A 20,568-nucleotide genomic window follows, 5' to 3' on the forward strand; every position below is an offset into this window, starting at 1 on the left:
ATCCCACCCAATTGGCGCCAAATAGTGATTTGCAATGCACCCCCATTCCTCAAATCCCGCCAAAGAGTGATTCGCGATGCAGCCTCGTTTCTTCCAATCCTCGCAAAAAGGGATTACCAATGTAACCCATTCCACCCAATTGGAGCCAAATAGTGATTTGCGATGCACCCCCATTCCTCCAGTTTCCGCTAAATGGGTGTCACCAAAGCAACCCATTCTACCCAATTGACGCCAAATAGTGATTTGCGATGCACCCTCATTTCCTCAAATCCCGCCAAAGAGTCGATAACCCGGTCGCGCAACCGCTAACCTTCAATCATAATCGGGAGCATCGTCCCATGCTTTTGATTTCCAGTCACCGAAGGATCAGAGCAGGAAACCGAGCGGACCCCGGAGCATATGTCTTCACTTAGATTGAAAAGTAAGCGCATACATGTTAATGTAATAAAGTAAATATAGGCAGGGGACAAACTTAGCCGTAAGCAAACACATTGCTTCGTTCTTTTGTTTGTCGGACATTTAGAAGGCCTGCGGCCAAAAGAATGAAGATCCGAGTTTGTCGGACTTTTTGAAATCCCACGGCTCAAAGAATGAAGACCCGCAAAAAGACATGCACTTTTGTTCTTCTTTGGGAGGCAGGACTGGTAAAGCACGCCGGGTATCCGAAAAGACCAGCAAAAGTGCATGTCTTTGGACCGATTTTAGCTGAAATCAGCAAAAGACCAGCAAAAGTGCAGGTGAATTTGGCGATTTCGTCGATTTTCTGCATTTTCCGGAAAAAGACCTGCAGATTTGTCCAGCTTTCCGGAGATTTGCCGAATATCCGCAAAAAGACATGCACTTTTGTTCTACTTTGGGAGGCAGGACCGGGAAAGCGCGCCGGGTATCCGAAAAGACCAGCAAAAGTGCATGTCTTTGGACCAATTTTAGCTGAAATCAGCAAAAGACCAGCAAAAGTGCAGGTGAATTTGGCGATTTCGTCGATTTTCTGCTTTTTCCGGAAAAAGACCTGCAGATTTGTCCGTCTTTCCGGAGATTTGCCGAGTATCCGCAAAAAGACCTGCACTTTTGTTCTATATTGGGAGGCAGGACCGGGAAAGCGCGCCGGGTATCCGAAAAGACCAGCAAAAGTGCATGTCTTTGGACCGATTTTAGCTGAAATCAGCAAAAGACCAGCAAAAGTGCATGTGAATTTGGCGATTTCGTCGATTTTCTGCTTTTTCCGGAAAAAGACATGCAGATTTGTCCGTCTTTCCGGAGATTTGCCGAATATCCGCAAAAAGACCTGCACTTTTGTTCTACTTTGGGAGGTAGGACCGGGAAAGCGCGCCGGGAATCTCCGAAAGACCATCTACATTTCCAGTTTATGTATCCACCGGATATGGTAAGAGACTTCGAAGCCATGGACATCAGGAGGCCACATGTTCATCCAATTTAAAAACAAGCTGCTGCCGAATCTGTTCAGAACAAGGCAAAGCGGATTTTACCGCAAGAGCCTTATCATCCTGCTGCTGGTTACCAGTATTCCCACGGCCTTGCTCGCCCTTGCAACCTATTATGTAGGCACGAAGCAGATCGAGCAGGAGGTTCACCGTGCCCATGAGTTCCGCTTGGAGACGATGGCGGGCAAGCTTGAGGAACAGCTTCTGCAGCTGGAGAAAATGTCGACGATGTGGACCTTTTTTCCGATTCTTCAAGGAAACCTGGGACAAATGACGGTCGAATCGTTCAAGAAAGAGATTGTCTTTACCCACGATTTGGCCAAAATGCTGCTGATTATGGGGGACTCCAATCCGCTAATCCGCGAAGTCCGGTTGTTTCTGCCTGACTCCGGCCTCTATATTTCTCCGCTCAAAGCCAACGTGGCCGTGCCGATCGACAATCCGGAGGAGCTGGAGTTTTTTCGCTCGCTGTATATTAAAGACATGCCCCAGTACTGGACGGTGGCCCAAGGCTATTTATCACTCGTGCGGCTCGTTCCGGACGAAGCGCCATACGGCTACTTCTTGACGATGATAGACGAGACCGCCATGAATAAACTGATTCAGACGGAGCACGATTCCCAGTCGACCGCTTTCATGCTCAGGGCCAACGGGGATTGGCTGGACCCACAAGGACCCACAATACAGCAAAGAGGCGGAGTATCGTCCTTTCGAATATATGCTGCGCAGGCAGGTGAATGAGCAGAATCAGGCAAGCGGCTCCTTCTATACGAAGTGGAACGGGGAGAAGTATACCGTATCCTTCGGCACGATTCCGCGGACCGGCTGGATCTATGTATCCGCCACTTCTCTGTCCAACCTGACGCAGCCGGTTGTATATACGTCCCGGATTCTGCTGGCAGCGGGCGGGCTTGGAATCGCTGTCGCCGTTCTCCTCTCCTGGTTCGCTTCACTCCAGCTGTATCAGCCGATCGTCCGGCTTATGAAGCTGTTCCGCTCGTCCAGGAACGAAACGGGGGATCTCCCTAAGGACGAGATCGAGTTTATTGAACGGCAGTGGCAGTTCCTGAACAGCGAAAGCCAACTGCTGCATGAGCGGATGGAGCAGAACCTGGCCACTCTGCGGGAAATTTTCCTGTTCCAGCTTCTGCATGATCATCTGAGCCATTTGCCCGAGGATGATCTGCTTAGACGAATGGAGCAGTATGGCTGGGAAACCGAAGGAAGAACCTATTATCTGATGGTGGTCCGCCTGCTCGGATTCTCCAAGCTGCTGGACCGGTTCGGCGAAGGCGACGAGCAGCTGGTGACGTTCGCCGCCTCCAATGTCATTGCCGAGCTTGCGGCAGGCCGATTCGATCAGGCGGAAGTGGTGAACGAACAGGAGCTGGCGGTCAGCGTCCTCGTGCTTATGCCGGAGGATACCGGGCATGAGGAGGCCAAGCGGCAGCTTTATGAGTTCGGCGAGAACCTGATTCAGTCGCTGTCCTCGGTGCTCAAAATGAACATTCTCATCGGCCTGGCCGGACAGTCGTCCGCCGTCTCCGATCTGCCGGAAGCGCACAGGGAGGTTAGTCTGCTGTTCCGGTTCCGGAATGTGCAGGAGAGCAACCAGATTCTCGATCTGGAGCAAGCGGGGCTGCATTCGCAGGAGAGCTTGTATCCGTTCGCCCTGGAGAAGGACCTGATCCGCAGCGTCCGCTCGGGAGAACGTACGGAAGCTCTTCATAAGTTGGACCGTTTCGTGGAGGAGCTGACTACAAGCGGAGGGAAGGAAATGATCATCCGCCAGGGGATGAACCAACTGCTGGGCGTTCTGCTGCAGCAAATCATTCTGTCCGGGATCAGTCCGCAGGGGCTCTATAACTCCCCGGATCTGTATAACGATCTGAACAAATTGCGCGAGCCGGAAGAAATGTCCGCCTGGTTCAAGGAGAAGCTCATCCTATACATGAATTCCCTGAACGAAACGATGAGCCAGGTCCAGGACCAATGGATGCAGGAGACGGTGGATAAGGTCATCGCCCTTATGGAAGAAGAATACGCACAGGATATTTCACTGGAATCATATTCCGACCGGTTCGGTGTCAGCATATACAAGCTAAGCTCTGGATTCAAGGAAGTGACGGGCATCAACTTCATCGATTACTTGACCCGGCTGCGGCTGGACAAATCGAAGGAGCTGCTGCTTACGACGAATGACAAAGTGAACGACATTGCTTACCGTGTCGGTTACCAGCCTTCCTATTATTATCGGGTATTTAAGAAGCATGAAGGCATTACGCCGACGAAATACCGGGAAATGTACAGAGAAGGGCCGTGACGCATCTACCTGCGTTAACGGGCCTTTTTTAAAATATAAGAAAGTATAAGTTTTCATCTATATCTGTTCTTACCACATTAGAAAGTTTAAGTTCATTAAAGCATTAAAATGGGACAAACTTTCTAATTGGCATAAAAAGCTACCTTTAAAACCGGGTTATTCGTCTTCGAAGAGGCTCCGTTAGGAGCTTTTTTTTAATTTCACCGCAAGCGGACTACAGGCATGACGGAAATCGCCCAACCCCTTGCGGCATAAGGGAAAACGGGTCAAGTGCATATTTTTGGAGGAAGTGCAGTTTTTTGTACAGCGAAAAAATGCAGTCCTTACAAATCTTTCATGTTGAGCGAATATAGCGCTTTCATGTATAGTCGGTTCTGCCGGTACTAGACAGAGTGGAGGTTGAATCATGGCTGAGATTTCCTTGAACAAAAATACGCGGCATACGGGGAAAGGTTCATTAAGAAAGCATACCCACCGCAAGCATCTATGGTTTTATTTGTTGGCGGCGCCGGGCATCTTATATTTTCTGATATTTCATTACGGACCGATGTGGGGAGTGCTGCTCGCGTTCCAGGAATACAGTCCCTACCTCGGATTTTTGAAGAGCGAATGGGTGGGCCTGGAGCATTTTCAGAGATTTTTCAGTGAAACCACTTTCCTGGAGCTGCTGAGGAATACTTTGCTGCTGAGCTTGTATAATCTTCTGTTTTACTTTCCTTTTACCATTATTCTGTCGCTCTTGCTTAATGAGGTCCGTTCCAGCCTGTACAAACGTTTCGTGCAGACGGTGCTGTATCTTCCCCACTTCGTGTCATGGGTCATCATCGTCGGAATTACGTTCATCTTCCTGGGCCCGTCCGGAGTGATCAATCACTATCTGGAAATCTGGATTCAGAACAATCTTCCGTTCCTGATGAGCAACGAATGGTTTCGTCCGGTCGTGCTGTTCCAGCAAATCTGGAAGGATGCCGGGTGGGGGACGATCATTTTCCTGGCGGCGCTGGCCGGAGTCAATCCGGAGCTGTATGAAGCGGCCAAGGTCGATGGGGCCAACCGGTGGCACAACATCTGGCACATCACTCTTCCTTGTATAAGAAGCACGATCATCATTCTGCTCATTCTCCGCCTCGGATCGGTCATGGACTCCAACTTCCAGCAGGTGTTCCTGATGTGGAACAACTTCAACGAGAACGTCTCGAACGTATTCGATCTCTATGTGTACAAAGTCGGGTTGCAGCGATTCGAATTCAGCTACAGTATAGCGATAGGCCTGTTTAATTCGGTGGTCGGCCTGATCCTGATGCTGATCGCGAATTTCTTGGCCAAGCTGTTCAACGAAGAGGGAATATTCTAGGGAGGACCAACCATGAAGCTACGGAAACTATCGATATTTGACGGCGTGAATGTTCTGTTCCTGCTAGGGCTTTGTTTGCTGGTCATCATACCTTTCTGGTATATGCTTGCCGTTTCCCTCAGCCCGGTCAGCGAATCGGTCGGCGGCAGATTCTATCTGTTTCCGAAGGAATTCACGCTTGAAGCGTATCAGTACTTGTTCTCGACGAACCAATTCGTCCGCAGCCTCGGAAATTCGATCTATTTAACGGCACTTGGTACGGTCGTCAATCTGATCGTTTCCATTACACTGGCCTATTCGATTTCCAGGAAAAGCCTTCCGGGACGCAGAGTGATGCTCTTGCTGATGCTGTTTACGATGGTCTTCAGCGGCGGGATGATTCCGAAATATTTGCTTGTCAAAAGCTTGGGCTTGCTGGACAGCTATTGGGCTCTAATTTTGCCTGCCGCTACGAATGCTTTCACCATACTGGTGATGAAAACCTTCTTCCAGAGTCTGCCGGAAAGTCTGGATGAAGCGGCCCGGATTGATGGAGCGGGGGAAATGCGGATTCTGTGGTCTGTCGTCATCCCGCTGTCCATGCCTATCATTGCGACTTTCTCCTTGTTCTTTATGGTCTCTTATTGGAATGATTTCTTCTCCGCCATTATTTATTTGAGCAATCCGGAGAAATGGCCGATCCAGGTGCTGCTGCGGCAAATGGTTGTCGTCGGCAATTCCAACTTCGCCAATGAAGCGAATCTCGATTTCGAGCTGGCCAGCCAGGTAGGCGATAACGTGAAGATGGCGGCGATTATCGTGGCCATGATTCCCATTGTGCTTGTATACCCGTTTCTGCAGAAGCATTTTGCGAAGGGGGCGATGCTCGGATCGATTAAAGAGTAGGCACAGGGCACACAGGTTTTCCGGTATGCTTCGCTTACTGAACTGCTAGGTTTCAATATTTAAAGAGGGGAGTTAATCGATATGAACATGAAGAAATGGGCAGGGATTTCCCTGGCGCTTACTTTGACGATGGGCACCGTGGCCGGATGCGCTTCCGGCGGCAAGGAGGGACAGGGAGCTTCCGTGAAGGACGGGGGAGGTGAAGGCCAGCCGACGGAGATTAAAGCATTGACCATCCTCGCTTCGGGAGAGCCGCCCGTTCTGGAGAACAATAAGACGCTGGAGGAAATCGAGAAGCGGGCGAACATCAAGCTGAAGCTGGAAGTCGTTCCCGGAGACGTCTACAGCGATAAGGTCAATATTGCGATTGCGGCCGGAAACCAATACGATCTCATCCTGCTGACGGACGGCAAGGACGACAAGTATGTGAAGCTGGCCAAGCAAGGAGCCTTCCATGATTTGACCGAGCTGGTCAAGAAGAACGAGAATCTGCAGAAGATTCCCGAATACACCTGGAACAATACGATGGTGGAAGGCAAAGTATTCGGCATTCCGAGACCGAGGGGGATATACGGTGGAGGAAACTCCAACATCTTCATCCGCAAGGACTGGCTGGACAAGTATAATTTGCCCGTTCCGAAGACGCTGGATGAATTTACGAACGCTCTGAAGGTGTTCAAGGAGAACGATCCTGCCGACGGAGGCAATACGATTCCTATGGTGGCCGGGCCGTTCAACTCTCCGTGGTTCGGTTCGTTGAACCCGATCGGATTCTCCTTCGGGCTGCCGTATGTGTACAAAGTGGAGGACGGTAAGCCGGTCGCCTATTTCCAAACCCCGGAATATAAAGAGTATCTGGACTGGATCCGAATGGCATATACGAGCGGCCTGATCGACAAGGATGCGCCGGTGACGAAAACCGTCCAATCCAAGGACAAATTCAAGTCCGGGATGGTCGGAGCCATGGTGGACAATGTAGGGATGCTGGACGACAGCAACACGTCCGTCATGAAGAAGGCCGATCCGAATGCGGAATTGGTCGGCATTCCGATTCTTGAGGGTCCGAAGGGTCATAAGGGAGTGCAGATGATCGAAGGATATTTCGGCATTTGGGTCATTCCGTCCAACGTGCCCAAGGACAAGGCGGAGAAAATCGTCGAATTCCTGAACTGGAGCGCCTCCGAGGAAGCCACCATCATCTCCAAGGCGGGAATCGAAGGGGTTCATTACAACAAGTATGATCTCGCTTCCGGGGAGATAGACCGGACGGAAGAGCAGAAGAAGCTCTACGATAAGGAGAAGCCGGCCATTCTCATTCTGCAGAACGAATATGACAAATACTACTATGCTTCCTCCCTGATTCCGGAAGTCCGCCAAGCGCAGAGAGCGGTGCTGGACGAATTTGAACAAGCGGGAGTGGAAAATCCGTTCCTGTCCATTCTGTCCCCGACATTGGGCAAAAACCCGGACCATACGAAAAAACTGACCGAAGCATCGACCAATTATGTGCTGGGCAAAGGGGAATGGGATGCCGTTCAGGCGGAAATTGACGCCTGGAGCAGCGGAATCGGCGCCCAAATTCTGAAGGAATATATGGATGAATATAACGCAAGCAAGAAATAAGGGAGATTCGCCCGTCCTTGCGACACGAGAAGCCGGAAGTGGGGACATCCAACTTCCGGTCTTCCGGTTATTGCGCTGGTGAGCCCGTCCGGCTAACGCAATAAGACGATGACTTAGACTTCTTCCCGTGCGAGAGGATAGTGATCTCCCAGGGAAAAAGCCGTCCCAAGGACGGCATACATAAAACAGGGCCGAGATGTGCAGCACTAGCAAAGTTTTCCGCACTATGGATGACCGTGCCTAAACGGGCAATCCGATGGACAGCCTGCGGCTTTCCTCGGACAGCATAAACAAACTGGCCGATCGGCTGTCGGGGAAATCATAAGGCTCCGACAGCCAGGCTTGCAGATGGAGGGGACCTTGATGTACCCATTGGGAACAGCGGAATGGAAGAACGACCTGAGATGGCGGGTGTCCAATTATGACTGGGCCGGGAGAGCATTGGCCCTGCTGAAGGAAGAGATGGAGCCGGTCCTGGAGCTTCCTCTCGATATTCCGCTAATGCCGAGCGGCTTCGTTCATAATTACTTCTGTCCGGAGGATGGCGCCCGGCTTCAGCGAATAGATCGCCATCATCATCTCTGCCGCCTCTGTTCGAAGGTATGGAGCGGTTCGCCCTGGGATGAAGCAGCCGTTGAACAGGAGCACAGCTCGTACAGCCGTCGCACACGGCTGGCCGCCATCCTCCATGCGGTGACCGGGGAAGAGAAGTGGGCGGATTGGGCGAAACAGGTGCTGCTCTTCTACGCTGAGCGGTATTCTTCCTTTGTCCTGCACGATATCTTCGGCAAGCAAGGGGAAGAGGCGGGGAAGTACGGCGCGAGGGTGCAGAATCAGACGCTGTCCGAGGCGGCCTGGCTCGGGCCGTTGGCCCAGGCGTTTACCGTGCTTCGCTTGAATGGCCGGCTTACGGAGGAGAAGCAGGAGAGAATAGCGGGGAAGCTGTTCTATCCGGCGATCGATGTCATTAACCGGAATCCGCGCCGTGAGTCGAACTGGCAGGCTTATCATAATTTCGCCATGTCTGCAGTGGCCGAAGCCGTACAGGACAGGCCGCTGCTGCACCGCGCCATTCATGACCCGGATAACGGTTTTCTGTTTCAGATGGAGCGCAGCGTCGGGACCGATGGGTTCTGGTTCGAGGGGGCCTGGAGCTATCATTTTTACACTTTGGAGGCGCAGCTGCAGATCGTCTGGTCCGCCCTTGGCCTGGGAGAGAGGCTGTATGAGCATGACCGATTTGCGGCCATGTTCCGCATTCCTCTCCAAGCCTGTTGGCCGGATTATACATTCCCGGCTATTCACGATTCCGTTGAAATTGCTTTGCGGGATCACGCCCATCTCTTCGAATTCGCATTCGCGCAGTATGGAATCGGGAAGGAGCTGCTGCAGAGGTCGGAGCGCACATCGCTGTACAGCCTGCTGTTCGGGCGGCCGCTCGCATCCAGAGAGGGCAAGGAGCTCGGCGTGTCCGCCGGCGATGGCGCAAGCCGTCCTGCAGGCAGGTCATCGGTCTGCCTGCTGCGCAAGCCGGGAATGGCGGTGGCCCGGACCGGTGACAGCCCGGCTGCGCAATCGGTGTATCTCGATTACGGCGGGCATGGCGATTGGCACGGTCATTACGACAAGCTTCATCTCATGTATTATGCGCGGGGACGGAGCTGGCTGACCGATGCCGGGATGCTGCCGTACAACAATCCGCTGCATGACGCCTGGTTCCGGCAGACGATCGCCCATAACACGATCGTCATCGGGGGGCGTTCGCAGAACGCTTCGAACGGGGCATTGCTGATCGCCGAGGAGGATAACGGCGTCATCCGGCTTACCGCAGAAGTCGCGGACGCTTACGAAGGGGCGAGAATCGAGCGGAGAGTGACGCTGGCTGAGGGGATACTGATCGATATTTGCACCGTAGCCTGCGACCGTGAGCAGGTTATCGATTGGGTCGTGCATACTCCGGGGGTGCCCGTCCCTAACTCTTCGCATCGTTTGTGTCCGGTGGAAGCGTCCGAGCTGTCCTTCGAGGACGGATATCCTTTCCTTAAGGAAATCGTCCGGATCGACAGAACCGGAAACGAATGGATGCTGGAATGGAAATGGGACGAGGGCGAAGGAGCGGACGAACGCATGCAGGTATACGGCTGGGATGGGGAAGTCTCTCTCCTTTATTTGGCCGAATCGCCGGCTATGCCGGAAATCGGACGGAGGAGCGCTCTGATCCGCAGACGATCCGGGGTCAGACATGCTGAATTTGTGACGGTATTCCGGCCTTGCCGCCAGGGAGATGGGCCGCTGGACTTCCGTCTTTTTAAAGAAAGGGCACACGGTAATTAGAACAGGTTTCTCCTCGCGGACGCCGACGGGGAAGACCGGGCGAAGCTGGATAGGTTTGCACCACGAACGATTCCCGGCTATTCGATTTGGAAGCCATTGATTTGGAAGTCAAATTTGTCTGACAAGGGTGAGCAATGATGGATGAAGTGAGAATCGGAATCATTGGATTGGGGAATATGGGCTCGATGACCGCCAATTATTTATTGAAAAATGAGGTGGCGGGAGCACGGCTGACGGCCGCTTGCGATATCGATCCGGCGAGATTATCCTGGGCGAAGGAGCATCTGGGACAGAGCGTGCGCTTGTTCAATAGTGCGGATGCTCTGCTGGAGGCGGACTGCGTGGACGCGGTCTATATTGCCACTCCGCATTACGATCACCCGCCGATAGCTATCCGGGCGTTCGCGCGGGGACTGCATGTGCTGACCGAGAAGCCTGCCGGGGTGTATACGAAGCAGGTCAGGGAAATGAACGAGGCGGCCGCCGCATCCGGGAAAGTGTTCGGCATGATGTACAACCAGCGTTCCCTTCCAATCTATCAGAAGCTGAGGGAGCTGGTCCAGGCCGGCGAGCTTGGGAATATTCGCCGGACCAACTGGATCATTACGAACTGGTACCGGCCCCAGAGCTATTACGATTCGGGAACGTGGAGAGCGACCTGGGCCGGAGAGGGGGGCGGAGTCCTGATTAATCAGGACCCGCATCAACTGGACTTGTGGCAGTGGACCGTCGATATGATGCCGAAGCGAATGAGAGCGTTCTGCCACTTCGGGAAATATCGCGACATTGAAGTGGAGGACGATGTGACCGCCTATGTCGAGTACGAGAACGGCGCCACCGGCTTGTTCGTGACGACGACGGGGGAGGCCCCTGGAACGAATCGCTATGAAGTGACCGGAGACCGGGGGAAAATCGTCATCGAGAACGGAACGATGACGTTCTGGCGGCTGACGGTTCCCGAGCCGGAGTTCAATCGGACCTTTACCGGAGGATTCGGCCAGCCGGAATGCTGGAAATGCGAAATCCCGGTGCGCCAACCGGCCAAGGACGGGCATATCGTTATTTTTCAGAACTTTGTGGACGCGGTTCGCAGCGGTACTCCGCTGCTGGCTCCGGGAGAAGAAGGGATCAAAGGACTGTCTTTGTCCAATGCGATGCATTTGTCCACATGGATGGACGACTGGGTGGAATTCCCGATAGACGAAGACTTGTATTACGAGAAGCTGCAGGAGAAGATTGCGGGCAGCCGGATGAAGGCGGGGGCGACCGCCCGAACCCTCGATGTGAACGGAACGTTTAACAGTTGATTACCCGAAAGATAGTTAAGGGAGAAAGGACGGAGGCCATTGTCGAACTCAACGGAGGTTAAGCAAGCACAGCGTATGAAGTGGTGGACGGAAGCGAAATTCGGAATGTTCGTTCATTGGGGGTTATACGCCATCCCCGGACAAGGCGAGTGGCAGATGTACAGCGAGAAAATACCCGTGAAAGAGTACGAGAAGCTTGCCGGGCAGTTCAACCCGGTACGGTTTGATGCACGGGAATGGGTGCGGATCGCCAAGGAAGCGGGAATGAAGTATATCGTCATAACGGCCAAGCATCACGACGGTTTTGCAATGTATTCTTCCTCTGTCGAGCCGTTCAATATCGTCGATGCCACTCCGTTCAAGCGGGATCCGATGAAAGAGCTGGCCGAGGCTTGCCTTGAGGAAGGCATTCGGTTGTGCTTCTACTACTCGCATGTCATCGATTGGCATCATCCGCATTCGGTGCATAACGCGGCGAACAATACTTGGGATTACCGGATGGAAGAGAAGGATTTCCCCATATATTGGAACAGTCTGGCGAAGCCGCAAATCCGGGAGCTGCTGACGCAGTATGGACCCGTCGGACTCCTCTGGTTCGATACGGCGGGCGGTTTGTCCAAGGATGACAGCGAAGACATGGTCGCTCATGTGCGCAGCCTGCAGCCGGAATGTCTGGTTAACAGCCGGGTGAGCCATTTCAAGGGAATGGGCGATTACCAGTCCAAGGGAGATAATGAGACTCCGATGTATGGCGAGGATGAGCGGCCGTGGGAAACGCCGATGACTCTGAACCGGACCTGGGGGTTCAGCCCGAAGGACCAGGTGTGGAAGACGACGGAGTCGCTTGTTCGCAAGTTGGTCCATATCGTTAGCAAGGGAGGCAACCTGCTTCTCAACGTGGGGCCGTCTCCGGAGGGGACGATTCCCGGAGAGTCGGTGGAGCGGCTGAAGGAGCTGGGAGAATGGACCGGCCGGAATGCGGAGGCGATCTATGCGGCATCGGCCAGTCCGTTTCCGTATGAATTCGATTGGGGAGCGATTACGGCCAAGCCTGGGAAGCTGTATCTGCACATCCACAATGACAAGTGGCCGAAGACAGGCAAGCTCGTGCTAAGAGGCGTGCGCAACCGGGTGAGCCATGCGTATCTGCTGGCCGACCCCGGGAAGCGGGCCTTGGAGACGGAGCAGACCTTCGACGATGGCCTGCAGCTTCATACGCTTGCGATCGGCCTTCCCGCGCAAGCGCCGGATTCGTATGTTTCCGTTGTCGTTCTTGAGCTGGAGGGAGAGAACGACATCGACAGCGGATTTACGGTACTGCCTTCCGGAAGTCTCAAAATGGATATCCCGTCCGGCCGCCTGACGGAAGGGTATGTAATAGCAGGTTTCGAAGGCGGTGGTCCGGTGAGGAATGCTGAATGGAGCGTTATGGTTCCGCAGCCGGGAACCTATCGGTTGTCGCTGGTCAGCTTCAGGCGGACAGATGCCGTGCTGGAGGAAGGATTCAAGGCTGGAGTGGAGCTTGTCATGAACGATCGGCCGTTCGTCGGCATTCCGAAGGAGGACCGGATCATCACGGATTCTCCGGCTTGCCAGCACCCTTATTCGGAGGTCCATTCCGTAATGGGAGAAGTGGAGATTCCTCGGCCGGGCCTCTATTCGTTAACGCTGAAATCGGCCTTGATCAAAGAGCGCCATTCGAAATTCACCGAGATATGGCAGGCGGATCCGGTGAAGCTGCGCTCGGTCATGCTTGTTCGGATATAAGGGGATTTAAACGGGTTAAATCCGGGTATCTTTTTATCCGCAGGGAATCATCAATGGCTTGTACGGATGCTTATGCTAGAATAGGGGGAAATCCAAGGAAAGGAATGAGCTTGAATGGATGGAATGGGCGAGAAAGCGGTTCCGGTACCGGAGCCGAGAGTGGAGCGATTCGAGAAGCTGGGCTTCGGCATGTTCATTCACTGGGGATTGTATTCCCAGCTCGGGCAGGGCGAATGGATTCAAAAGATCGGCGGCATTCCCGGAGCGGAATATGCGAAACTGAAGGAGAGCTTTACCGCCTCCGAATTTGATGCGCGGGAGATTGCACGAACGGCCAAAAGCGCCGGGATGAATTATATTACGATCACGACCCGGCATCACGACGGCTTCTCTCTGTATGATACCCGGGGGTTGAGCGAGTATGATGCTCCCCACAGCGCCGCCAAGCGCGATCTGATTGCCGAATTCGTCCACGCCTGCCGGGAAGAGGGGCTGCTGCCGGTCTTCTACCATACGACGCTCGATTGGCATCAGGAGAGCTATAAGTTAGATTTTGACGCTTATTTGGATTATCTGTACCGGTCGGTGGAAGTTCTGTGTACCCATTACGGGCCCATAGGCGGCCTCTGGTTTGACGGGAATTGGGACAGACCCGATGCGGACTGGAAGCTGGACCGGCTGTACGGAATGATTCGCAGGCTGCAGCCGGAAGCGATGATCATCAACAACACGGGACTGGAGCATAGGGGCGAGGTAGGGCATCCCGAGATCGACAGCGTCACCTATGAGCAGGGGCGCCCGAAGCCGATGGACCGCAGAGGAATGAGCAAGTATGTGGCTGCCGAAATGTGCGAGACGATCAACGATCATTGGGGAATCGGCCGAGCCGATTTCATGTACAAGTCGGTGCCGGCACTTATCGAGAACCTGTGCGCATGCCGCAAAGTGGGAGCGAATTATTTACTCAATGTCGGCCCGACCGCCGAGGGGGCCATTCTTCCGATTCAACAAGCGATGCTCGAGATGATCGGAGACTGGCTGAACGTATTCGGCAAGCCGATCTATGAAGGCAAGCCCAGCGATGTACAGGGGGAAGGCGATCATTTCGTATTGGAGACCCCCGACGGGAAGCTCTACCTGTTCATTTACCATCTTAAAATCAGCGGCCACGCAAATGTAACCGTTAACGGGGGCGGGGCCGGGGAGAAAACATTCACCGGCCTGAAGCGGAAAGTCGCGTCCATTCGTTGGCTGGACAACGGGGAAGAGCTGTCATTCACCCAAGACGAGGAAGCCGGAACGCTCCGTTTCTATGCTACCGGTTATCCCTATGGAGTCAATTATGTCGTAAGGGTCGCGGAAGTTTCTATGGCATAAATAATGGAGGGGATTAGGACATTGACAACTCATGTGGCGGATGAAGGGATTTTGGACAGAAGCAAATATGCGGAGCCTCCCGTATGGACTCAGGCATCAGTCGAAAGGGCGATCCACTATGTTCTTGCGCAAATAGACCGCAATCTGGACGTGTTTACGGACAGGTTTCCGTCCCCGGCCAGCAAGGGAAACGTCTACGAGCCGTGGGAAAATATCGAGTGGACTCCCGGATTCTGGACGGGTATGCTGTGGCTTGCCTATGAGGTGACAGGGGACGACAAATACCGCAGAACAGCGGAAATCCAACTGGAAACGTATCGCAGACGGGTCGATGAAAGGATCGGCACCGAAACCCACGATCTGGGGTTTATTTATTCGCTGTCCTGTGTTGCCGCCTATAAGCTTACAGGCAACGGGCAGGCCAAGGAAACCGCGCTTAAAGCGGCGGATCTGCTGATGGAGCGTTATTTCGAAACCGCCGGTATCATTCAAGCATGGGGAAATCTGAATAATCCGCAGCAGCGCGGGCGGATGATTATCGATTGCTGCATGAACCTGCCGCTGCTCTATTGGGCTTCCGAAGAAACGGGGCGTCCGGCTTATTATCGCGCGGCTGAGAGGCATGTCCGGCAGTCGGCCCGGTATTTGATCCGGAACGATTCCTCCAGCTATCATACTTTCTATATGGACGTCGATACGGGCGAGCCGAAATACGGCAGAACGGCGCAGGGCTACTCCGACGATTCGTGCTGGTCACGAGGGCAGGCCTGGGCGGTCTACGGCTTTCCTCTGAGCTACCGTTATACGGGGGATACGTCGCTCATCGATCTAGGGCAGAAAGTGACTCATTATTTCCTGAACCGGCTTCCGGAAGATTACGTTTGCTATTGGGATCTGATTTTTACCGAGGGAGAAGAGGAGAGGGACAGCTCGGCTGCGGCCATAGCCGTATGCGGGATGCTGGAGCTTGCCGGACATCTTCCCGTTATTAACGAGAACAGGCGCCTGTATGAGAATGCTTCTCTTCATATTATAAAATCGCTGGCAGAGCGCTACACGACGGAGAGCACTCCCCATTCGAACGGAATCCTCCTCCATGCCGTTTACGGCAAACCGTTAAACAACGGGGTGGATGAGTGCTGCATCTGGGGGGATTACTATTATTTCGAGGCACTCGTACGTGTGCTCAAGGATTGGAAGCTTTACTGGTAGGCGCCGGGCTTTCCGGCGGGGACAATGGAGGCCGATGCTTTATTGGCAAGAAACAATAAGGGGATCCCTTAGCCGGGACCCCCTGTCTTACCTTATAATGGCCGATCTTCGCGCTGATCGGAATTAGGGTCGAGGGAAGCATCTGCAGAAGATGAACCCCCTGCTTCTTCCGCTGTCTCCTTCTTGCCCAGGAATCTCTTGAACAGTCCCCAGAGTGCGCCGATTCCTGCGATAACGACAATCCAGAATTTTTTCAGGAACAGCAGCAGGGCTGACAGCAGACCTAATTTCTTGGCAGCCATAACTCCGGCCCCTCCAAGAATGAGTCCGCTCAATCCGTACTCTGCTTTTTTGTCCGTACTTGGATCGAAGTCGTCATATCTGTGTCCTTCCTTCAGCGAGAATGCGGAAAGCACCTGCTCTTCCATCACTTTGCGATCGGCTTCCAAATTGTCGGGATCCGATACGAGGATGACAGAAACTACGCCTACGCGAGTCAGGATACGGGAATTGTAGTTGATCAGCTTATTCCCCATGCCGTCGCGCGCCAGCAAGGACCACGATAGGTTGTGCGTTTTCTCGTCATAGAAGGGGGGAGTATCCCAGCCATCTACATATAAGCGGTTTTCTTCGGATAATGACTTGTTGCTCTCTTCTGTGCCATCTTGATAGCTTTTTAGAAGCTTCTTAGCGTCGATCTTGTCTTTTTCCTTCTCACTGATATGGCCGGTTTCTTCATACTCGAAGTACACTGCCCATAGCTGATTCTCATCTTCCGGGAAGACAACCCCGATCTCTTTGTTGGACGGCATGCCGCCGGTGATTGTCTGATAGCTTCTGGCATCGGTGCTGTTCAAAAACAGGAAACCTTCGTTCAATTTCAGTTCGGCGAGGCCATCGCCCATTTCTATTGTTTGCCCGCTGCCTTCCACCCAATTCAGAGCTGAAAGCTTTGCCGCGATATCATTGCTGCTTGTCTCGGCGAATGCGGCAGCCGGCCATAATGTCGTTACCAAGGTAAGCATAATAAGGTGTAAAAAAATACGTGTGCTTCGAATGATCTTCATTTTCTGGTTAAACCCTCCACTGATATGTTTTCCAATTTGCAAAAAAAAACCGGGCGCAGGTCCGTTGTCCTATGCCCTTTCCATTGCCATAGACCGTTGTCCTTTCTATACCTAGAATTTATGAATGAACACTAGATTCTATTATCGGGGAAAATATACCAGAATGTGACAGTCATTGAGAACTATTTATTTCTAGGACTTTTGTAATGAAAGCAAAAAAAATGTTATTTTATCACTTATTTTGGTCAGTTAGAGTTTGAATTTTTTTGATAATTGATTATAAATCGACCTTTTTCGACAAAGAAGGACAGGAAAATGTTGTCTTGCTAAAGTAGGGAAGAAGATGGATAATAGGCCTTAAGGGTATTATTGAGTCTATGGGACTACTAAGCTGAGAGCAGGCGGACGGATGCTATTGCGGACAAATCCGGTTTGCTTTGATCTTGTGTATAGAGGGGAAAATTCCCCAATAAGGAAAACAATGGGGGTTAATGAGGCTGGCAACGGAAAGGGGAGAATTCCCGTGGAATGGCCAAGCAAGAGCTATACCGCAAATATTATTAATTCATCCAGAGAAGGGCAGGCATCACGGGATCAGATGACAAAGAGCAGTGGTTCGAACGGAAAGTTTCATAAATTTAACATTCATGTATCGATCGAGAACATGGATGAACAGCAGGCGATAGATTATCTCCATGTTCTCTTTCGTCATGCGGGCGTAAGAGATGTGGAGATTATCCCGGACCGTCCCGACGGCATCTCTGAAGGAGCGGAGAATGCCGAGGCATCTAAACAGCATCATGAGGAGGACCGGAATAAGGAACGGATTCGCGGTTGGATGGCCAGCGGCCGGCTAATTTGGCTGGTAGTCAACCGGAACAGCGAAGCGAGAGGACGGATTCCGTGTCGGATACTAAATTACGATGAAAGCAGCCGCTTATTGACCATCTATCATGTGGATGAGAAGAAGGTATACACTTATAAACTTGATGAAGTGGAAGATTTCATAGAGTAGTGCGGAAGGCTAACGGCGTGATTCCGGCCGGGTGAGGTTAGCGGAGAACCAGTAATAAAGCGGGGATAAACCGGGGAAAATCAGGGATTCCGGTGTAATTTGAGAAAAACTGGGAAAAACAAGGAAAAACCAAAGGGCACCGAAAAAAAACGAGAAAGACCAGGGAAACTGAGAAAAACCGTCGGCAAAAATGAGCTTCGCGCAACTCGAGGTGTATGTCCATACTTTGACGATTGGTGCACTTTAATCTGCTTTTTTTCTGGCCGTTCCTTCCAATTTTTAAGAGAAAATCCGCTTATAAGTAAAAGGGCTGATTAACGTGCATTATTGGATTATTATATGATCGCTTCTTCGCAGCCGTTCGAAGATGCTCAAAGATTGTTGAATCGGGGGCCATTCAGGTTCCCGGTATTTTTTTGTCTATTTTGCCTGATGCGATAGGTAATGTGATGGAGAGACTGGTCCAGAGAATCAATATGTGCAATTCATAGTCTGTTCTCTGATGAAAATCCACCTCCGATATTAATGCTCCCTCGCCGCCTCAAGGAGGAACGGAGGAAAGAAACATCGAAGCGGCGGGCTCCGCAAAAAAGATGCGAAATGCCAGGAATGACGGGCATTGTAAAGAATTGCATATCGGCGTCCGTGCTGCCGATGGACAAAAAAACGCGATGCAAGGTACAGTGGTGGAAACATGAAAGGGGGAGCGGAGTTCTTAGGGAACAAAAGTCGAAGAAGAAATCTCAAAGAAGAAATCTCAAAGATGAAATGATAAAGAGAAATAAAGAGGAGAGCAAATATAGCATCATGCCTTCGATGGATAGTGGAGGGAATAGGTGACCGAACTGATTGGAATGGACCTATCCATGGATTAGGAGGAAGAACAATGTGTAAGAACAGAATGAATTTCATAATTATGCCCATTCTTGCGTTCATCCTGATGATCAGCATGCTGGCGACGGATTCTGCCATAGGGCTGGCGGCAGCAGGGGCAGCCCCGGGCAAGGACACCGTCAATTTCTCCGTCGAACTAAACGGCGACTCGGTTCCCCGCAATCCCCGCTTCAAGCTGGAGCTGGTGTGTAACGGCAGAACAGAAGCCTTGGCGGTATTGAACTCCCAGAGCAAGGCTCCGGTCAATCTGCCGCATCATGCCGCAGGGCAGCTCTGTACTGTCCAGGCTTCTACCGATGGAGGCGCTGTGCTGGGGAATGAAGTTGTCTTTACGATTCGACAAGACGAGGATGTTCTCGCCCGGCGTGTAGTCTATCCGGATGGGCAGCAGGCTGTTTCGACCGACTTCCATGTTCCGCATGGGGAATTAACCGTAGAAGTATCTCATGAATTCACCGAGGGACCGTTGGGCACTCCGGTGCGCGCCATGGTTTGGAATTTGTGGGGAGGAGGCCGGTCCGCCGGCGGGGAAGAGAACGTTCAGCAGATCATTGATGTGATGCGCCATGAGAATCCGGACATTCTGTTTACTGTAGAGACCTACCGGTCCGGGGAGAAAATATTGGCGGGGCTAAATGAAGGATTGCCTGAAGATCAGCAATATACGGCGGTCCAGGTAACGAATGAGCCGGTGCATCAGCCGGATAATGATAACCTGTGGATTTTCAGCCGTTTTCCGGTGGTCAAGCAGTATCCCGTTATGAAGCATCCGGGACTGATGAACAGCTTCCATTTCGGCGGAATCAAGGTACAGCTTCCCGACGGGCAAGAGGTGAACGTATTCAATACTTGGATCTACCATGAGGGCTGGGCCTGGGATTATGTGAACCGCACAGTGGGCGAAATTACGTACGGACTTCCGCGTACTTACACCAATGCGGAGATTGTGGCTACGGACTTGGTCCGCCGGATAGAGCATATCCGCAAGATTCTTACGGTCAATCTTCCCACTCTTCTGCAGGGCGATACTTCGCCGATTCTGCTGGCCGGAGACTTCAACACTCTGTCCAGTACAGACTGGAGCGAGAGGTTTGCCGATGCGCCGGGCCATGCCGGGCTTGTGCTGCAGTGGCCGGTCACTTCGCTGATGGAGGAAGCCGGATTTATCGACTCGTACCGCTGGGCGAACCCGGATGCGGCCCGTTATCCCGGAAGCACCTGGAGCCCTTACCACGGGTATGGCATGGCTCCGGGACGCATTGATTACATATGGGCCTACGGGCAGGAGATGAGGATCCTCGGCTCGCATACCCGGGATCAGCGGCTGCCGGAGCATGGGACGGATCGCCTCTTCTATTCCGATCATGCCGCGGTCATCACCGATCTGATCATTCGGAATTCGAATACTCTTCCCGATCCGCCGGAGCCGCAGCCGTCCTATGTGCCGCATAGTCAAATGACGGCCTACTCCACCAGCGAGCATGTAGGCTACGAAGCCTCCAAAGCGATAGACGGGAATCTGAAGACGATGTGGCATTCAGAGTGGGCTCCGAAAGACCCTCTGCCGCAATCGATTACTCTCGACCTCGGAGGAGTTTACGATGTTACCGGCCTGGACTACCAGACTCGCGCGGATTTCAAGCCAGATGGCATCATTACGGGTTACCGGGTGCTTGCCAGCGCTGATGGAGCCCAATTTGCCGAGGTCGCTTCCGGAGTATGGGATCGTGATTACTATCTGAAGAAGATCGAATTCTTCGCTCCGGGCACCCGATATCTTCGCTTGGAAGCGACCGAGGGGAGCGGCGGGGTGGCTTCGGCGGCAGAGATCCGTGTCCGTTATGAACCGGGTAAAGTGCAGGAATCCGTTGTGAATGCTGGTGAATAAGGGTCTGGGCGCGTGGGCGGCAGCAAGTATAAAGAGCCGCGGATAAAGCCGGATTGCGGAAGAAAAACACAGTGAATTAC

General features: G+C 52.6%; 14 protein-coding genes. 12 read left to right on the forward strand and 2 right to left on the reverse strand.

Annotated features, from left to right (window positions below):
• Nucleotides 1-583: 583 nt before the first annotated feature.
• The gene (locus ACTHRH_RS06935) at nucleotides 584-1,351 is read right to left on the reverse strand and encodes a hypothetical protein (RefSeq protein ID WP_440414742.1); all 768 of its coding nucleotides are present in this window, start codon (nucleotides 1,349-1,351) and stop codon (nucleotides 584-586) included.
• Nucleotides 1,352-1,421: 70 nt separating this feature from the next.
• Here ACTHRH_RS06935 and ACTHRH_RS06940 point away from each other — a divergent pair, with 70 nt between their 5' ends.
• The 10 genes from ACTHRH_RS06940 (at nucleotide 1,422) to ACTHRH_RS06985 (ending at nucleotide 15,624) form a co-directional block, all read left to right on the forward strand.
• Nucleotides 1,422-2,183 carry a hypothetical protein gene (locus ACTHRH_RS06940; protein WP_440414744.1) on the forward strand — a complete coding sequence of 254 codons (762 nt, stop codon included), beginning with the start codon at nucleotides 1,422-1,424 and terminating at the stop codon, nucleotides 2,181-2,183.
• Nucleotides 2,176-3,765, forward strand: coding sequence for a helix-turn-helix domain-containing protein (locus ACTHRH_RS06945; RefSeq protein ID WP_440414746.1), 1,590 nt, complete (start codon nucleotides 2,176-2,178; stop codon nucleotides 3,763-3,765). Before ACTHRH_RS06940 ends, ACTHRH_RS06945 begins: the two co-directional genes overlap by 8 nt.
• A 406-nt stretch (nucleotides 3,766-4,171) precedes the next feature.
• Nucleotides 4,172-5,119 carry an ABC transporter permease gene (locus ACTHRH_RS06950; protein WP_440414748.1) on the forward strand — a complete coding sequence of 316 codons (948 nt, stop codon included), beginning with the start codon at nucleotides 4,172-4,174 and terminating at the stop codon, nucleotides 5,117-5,119.
• Between the two features lie 12 nt (nucleotides 5,120-5,131).
• Nucleotides 5,132-6,004: a carbohydrate ABC transporter permease gene (locus ACTHRH_RS06955; protein ID WP_440414750.1), complete on the forward strand. Its 873-nt coding sequence runs from the start codon at nucleotides 5,132-5,134 to the stop codon at nucleotides 6,002-6,004.
• An 81-nt stretch (nucleotides 6,005-6,085) separates the two neighbouring features.
• Entirely contained in the window at nucleotides 6,086-7,627 is a 1,542-nt protein-coding gene (locus tag ACTHRH_RS06960; protein ID WP_440414752.1) for an extracellular solute-binding protein, read from the forward strand.
• A 363-nt stretch (nucleotides 7,628-7,990) separates the two neighbouring features.
• Nucleotides 7,991-9,961, forward strand: a complete 1,971-nt coding sequence (locus tag ACTHRH_RS06965) for a heparinase II/III domain-containing protein (RefSeq protein ID WP_186328339.1) — start codon at nucleotides 7,991-7,993, stop codon at nucleotides 9,959-9,961.
• Between the two features lie 137 nt (nucleotides 9,962-10,098).
• Nucleotides 10,099-11,268: a Gfo/Idh/MocA family protein gene (locus ACTHRH_RS06970; protein ID WP_150959505.1), complete on the forward strand. Its 1,170-nt coding sequence runs from the start codon at nucleotides 10,099-10,101 to the stop codon at nucleotides 11,266-11,268.
• Between the two features lie 39 nt (nucleotides 11,269-11,307).
• The gene (locus tag ACTHRH_RS06975) at nucleotides 11,308-13,035 is read left to right on the forward strand and encodes an alpha-L-fucosidase (protein ID WP_440414755.1); all 1,728 of its coding nucleotides are present in this window, start codon (nucleotides 11,308-11,310) and stop codon (nucleotides 13,033-13,035) included.
• A gap of 114 nt (nucleotides 13,036-13,149) precedes the next feature.
• On the forward strand, nucleotides 13,150-14,412 hold the full coding sequence (locus ACTHRH_RS06980) for an alpha-L-fucosidase (protein WP_440414757.1): 1,263 nt from the start codon (nucleotides 13,150-13,152) through the stop codon (nucleotides 14,410-14,412).
• A gap of 3 nt (nucleotides 14,413-14,415) precedes the next feature.
• Nucleotides 14,416-15,624, forward strand: coding sequence for a glycoside hydrolase family 88 protein (locus ACTHRH_RS06985; protein ID WP_440414759.1), 1,209 nt, complete (start codon nucleotides 14,416-14,418; stop codon nucleotides 15,622-15,624).
• A gap of 92 nt (nucleotides 15,625-15,716) precedes the next feature.
• Here ACTHRH_RS06985 and ACTHRH_RS06990 read toward each other — a convergent pair whose 3' ends face one another.
• Nucleotides 15,717-16,691, reverse strand: coding sequence for a DUF2167 domain-containing protein (locus ACTHRH_RS06990; RefSeq protein ID WP_144936373.1), 975 nt, complete (start codon nucleotides 16,689-16,691; stop codon nucleotides 15,717-15,719).
• 523 nt (nucleotides 16,692-17,214) lie between these two features.
• On the opposite strand from ACTHRH_RS06990, the gene ACTHRH_RS06995 reads away from it, so the two are divergent.
• Both ACTHRH_RS06995 and ACTHRH_RS07000 read left to right on the forward strand, forming a co-directional pair.
• The gene (locus tag ACTHRH_RS06995; protein WP_144936376.1) at nucleotides 17,215-17,706 is read left to right on the forward strand and encodes a hypothetical protein; all 492 of its coding nucleotides are present in this window, start codon (nucleotides 17,215-17,217) and stop codon (nucleotides 17,704-17,706) included.
• An 886-nt stretch (nucleotides 17,707-18,592) separates the two neighbouring features.
• Nucleotides 18,593-20,488 carry a discoidin domain-containing protein gene (locus tag ACTHRH_RS07000; RefSeq protein WP_144936379.1) on the forward strand — a complete coding sequence of 632 codons (1,896 nt, stop codon included), beginning with the start codon at nucleotides 18,593-18,595 and terminating at the stop codon, nucleotides 20,486-20,488.
• Nucleotides 20,489-20,568 lie beyond the last annotated feature (80 nt).

Source organism: Paenibacillus sp. SAFN-117 (genome assembly GCF_051966115.1).
GTDB lineage: Bacteria > Bacillota > Bacilli > Paenibacillales > NBRC-103111 > Paenibacillus_L > Paenibacillus_L residui.

What these genes read in the sequence shown, in the direction of transcription:
- ACTHRH_RS06935 (WP_440414742.1), bottom strand. Translation starts at nt 1,351, where the DNA reads ATGGTCTTTCGGAGATTCCCGGCGCGCTTTCCCGGTCCTACCTCCCAA.
- ACTHRH_RS06940 (WP_440414744.1), top strand. Translation starts at nt 1,422, where the DNA reads ATGTTCATCCAATTTAAAAACAAGCTGCTGCCGAATCTGTTCAGAACA.
- ACTHRH_RS06950 (WP_440414748.1), top strand. Translation starts at nt 4,172, where the DNA reads ATGGCTGAGATTTCCTTGAACAAAAATACGCGGCATACGGGGAAAGGT.
- ACTHRH_RS06955 (WP_440414750.1), top strand. Translation starts at nt 5,132, where the DNA reads ATGAAGCTACGGAAACTATCGATATTTGACGGCGTGAATGTTCTGTTC.
- ACTHRH_RS06960 (WP_440414752.1), top strand. Translation starts at nt 6,086, where the DNA reads ATGAACATGAAGAAATGGGCAGGGATTTCCCTGGCGCTTACTTTGACG.
- ACTHRH_RS06965 (WP_186328339.1), top strand. Translation starts at nt 7,991, where the DNA reads ATGTACCCATTGGGAACAGCGGAATGGAAGAACGACCTGAGATGGCGG.
- ACTHRH_RS06970 (WP_150959505.1), top strand. Translation starts at nt 10,099, where the DNA reads ATGGATGAAGTGAGAATCGGAATCATTGGATTGGGGAATATGGGCTCG.
- ACTHRH_RS06980 (WP_440414757.1), top strand. Translation starts at nt 13,150, where the DNA reads ATGGATGGAATGGGCGAGAAAGCGGTTCCGGTACCGGAGCCGAGAGTG.
- ACTHRH_RS06985 (WP_440414759.1), top strand. Translation starts at nt 14,416, where the DNA reads ATGGAGGGGATTAGGACATTGACAACTCATGTGGCGGATGAAGGGATT.
- ACTHRH_RS06990 (WP_144936373.1), bottom strand. Translation starts at nt 16,691, where the DNA reads ATGAAGATCATTCGAAGCACACGTATTTTTTTACACCTTATTATGCTT.
- ACTHRH_RS07000 (WP_144936379.1), top strand. Translation starts at nt 18,593, where the DNA reads ATGTGTAAGAACAGAATGAATTTCATAATTATGCCCATTCTTGCGTTC.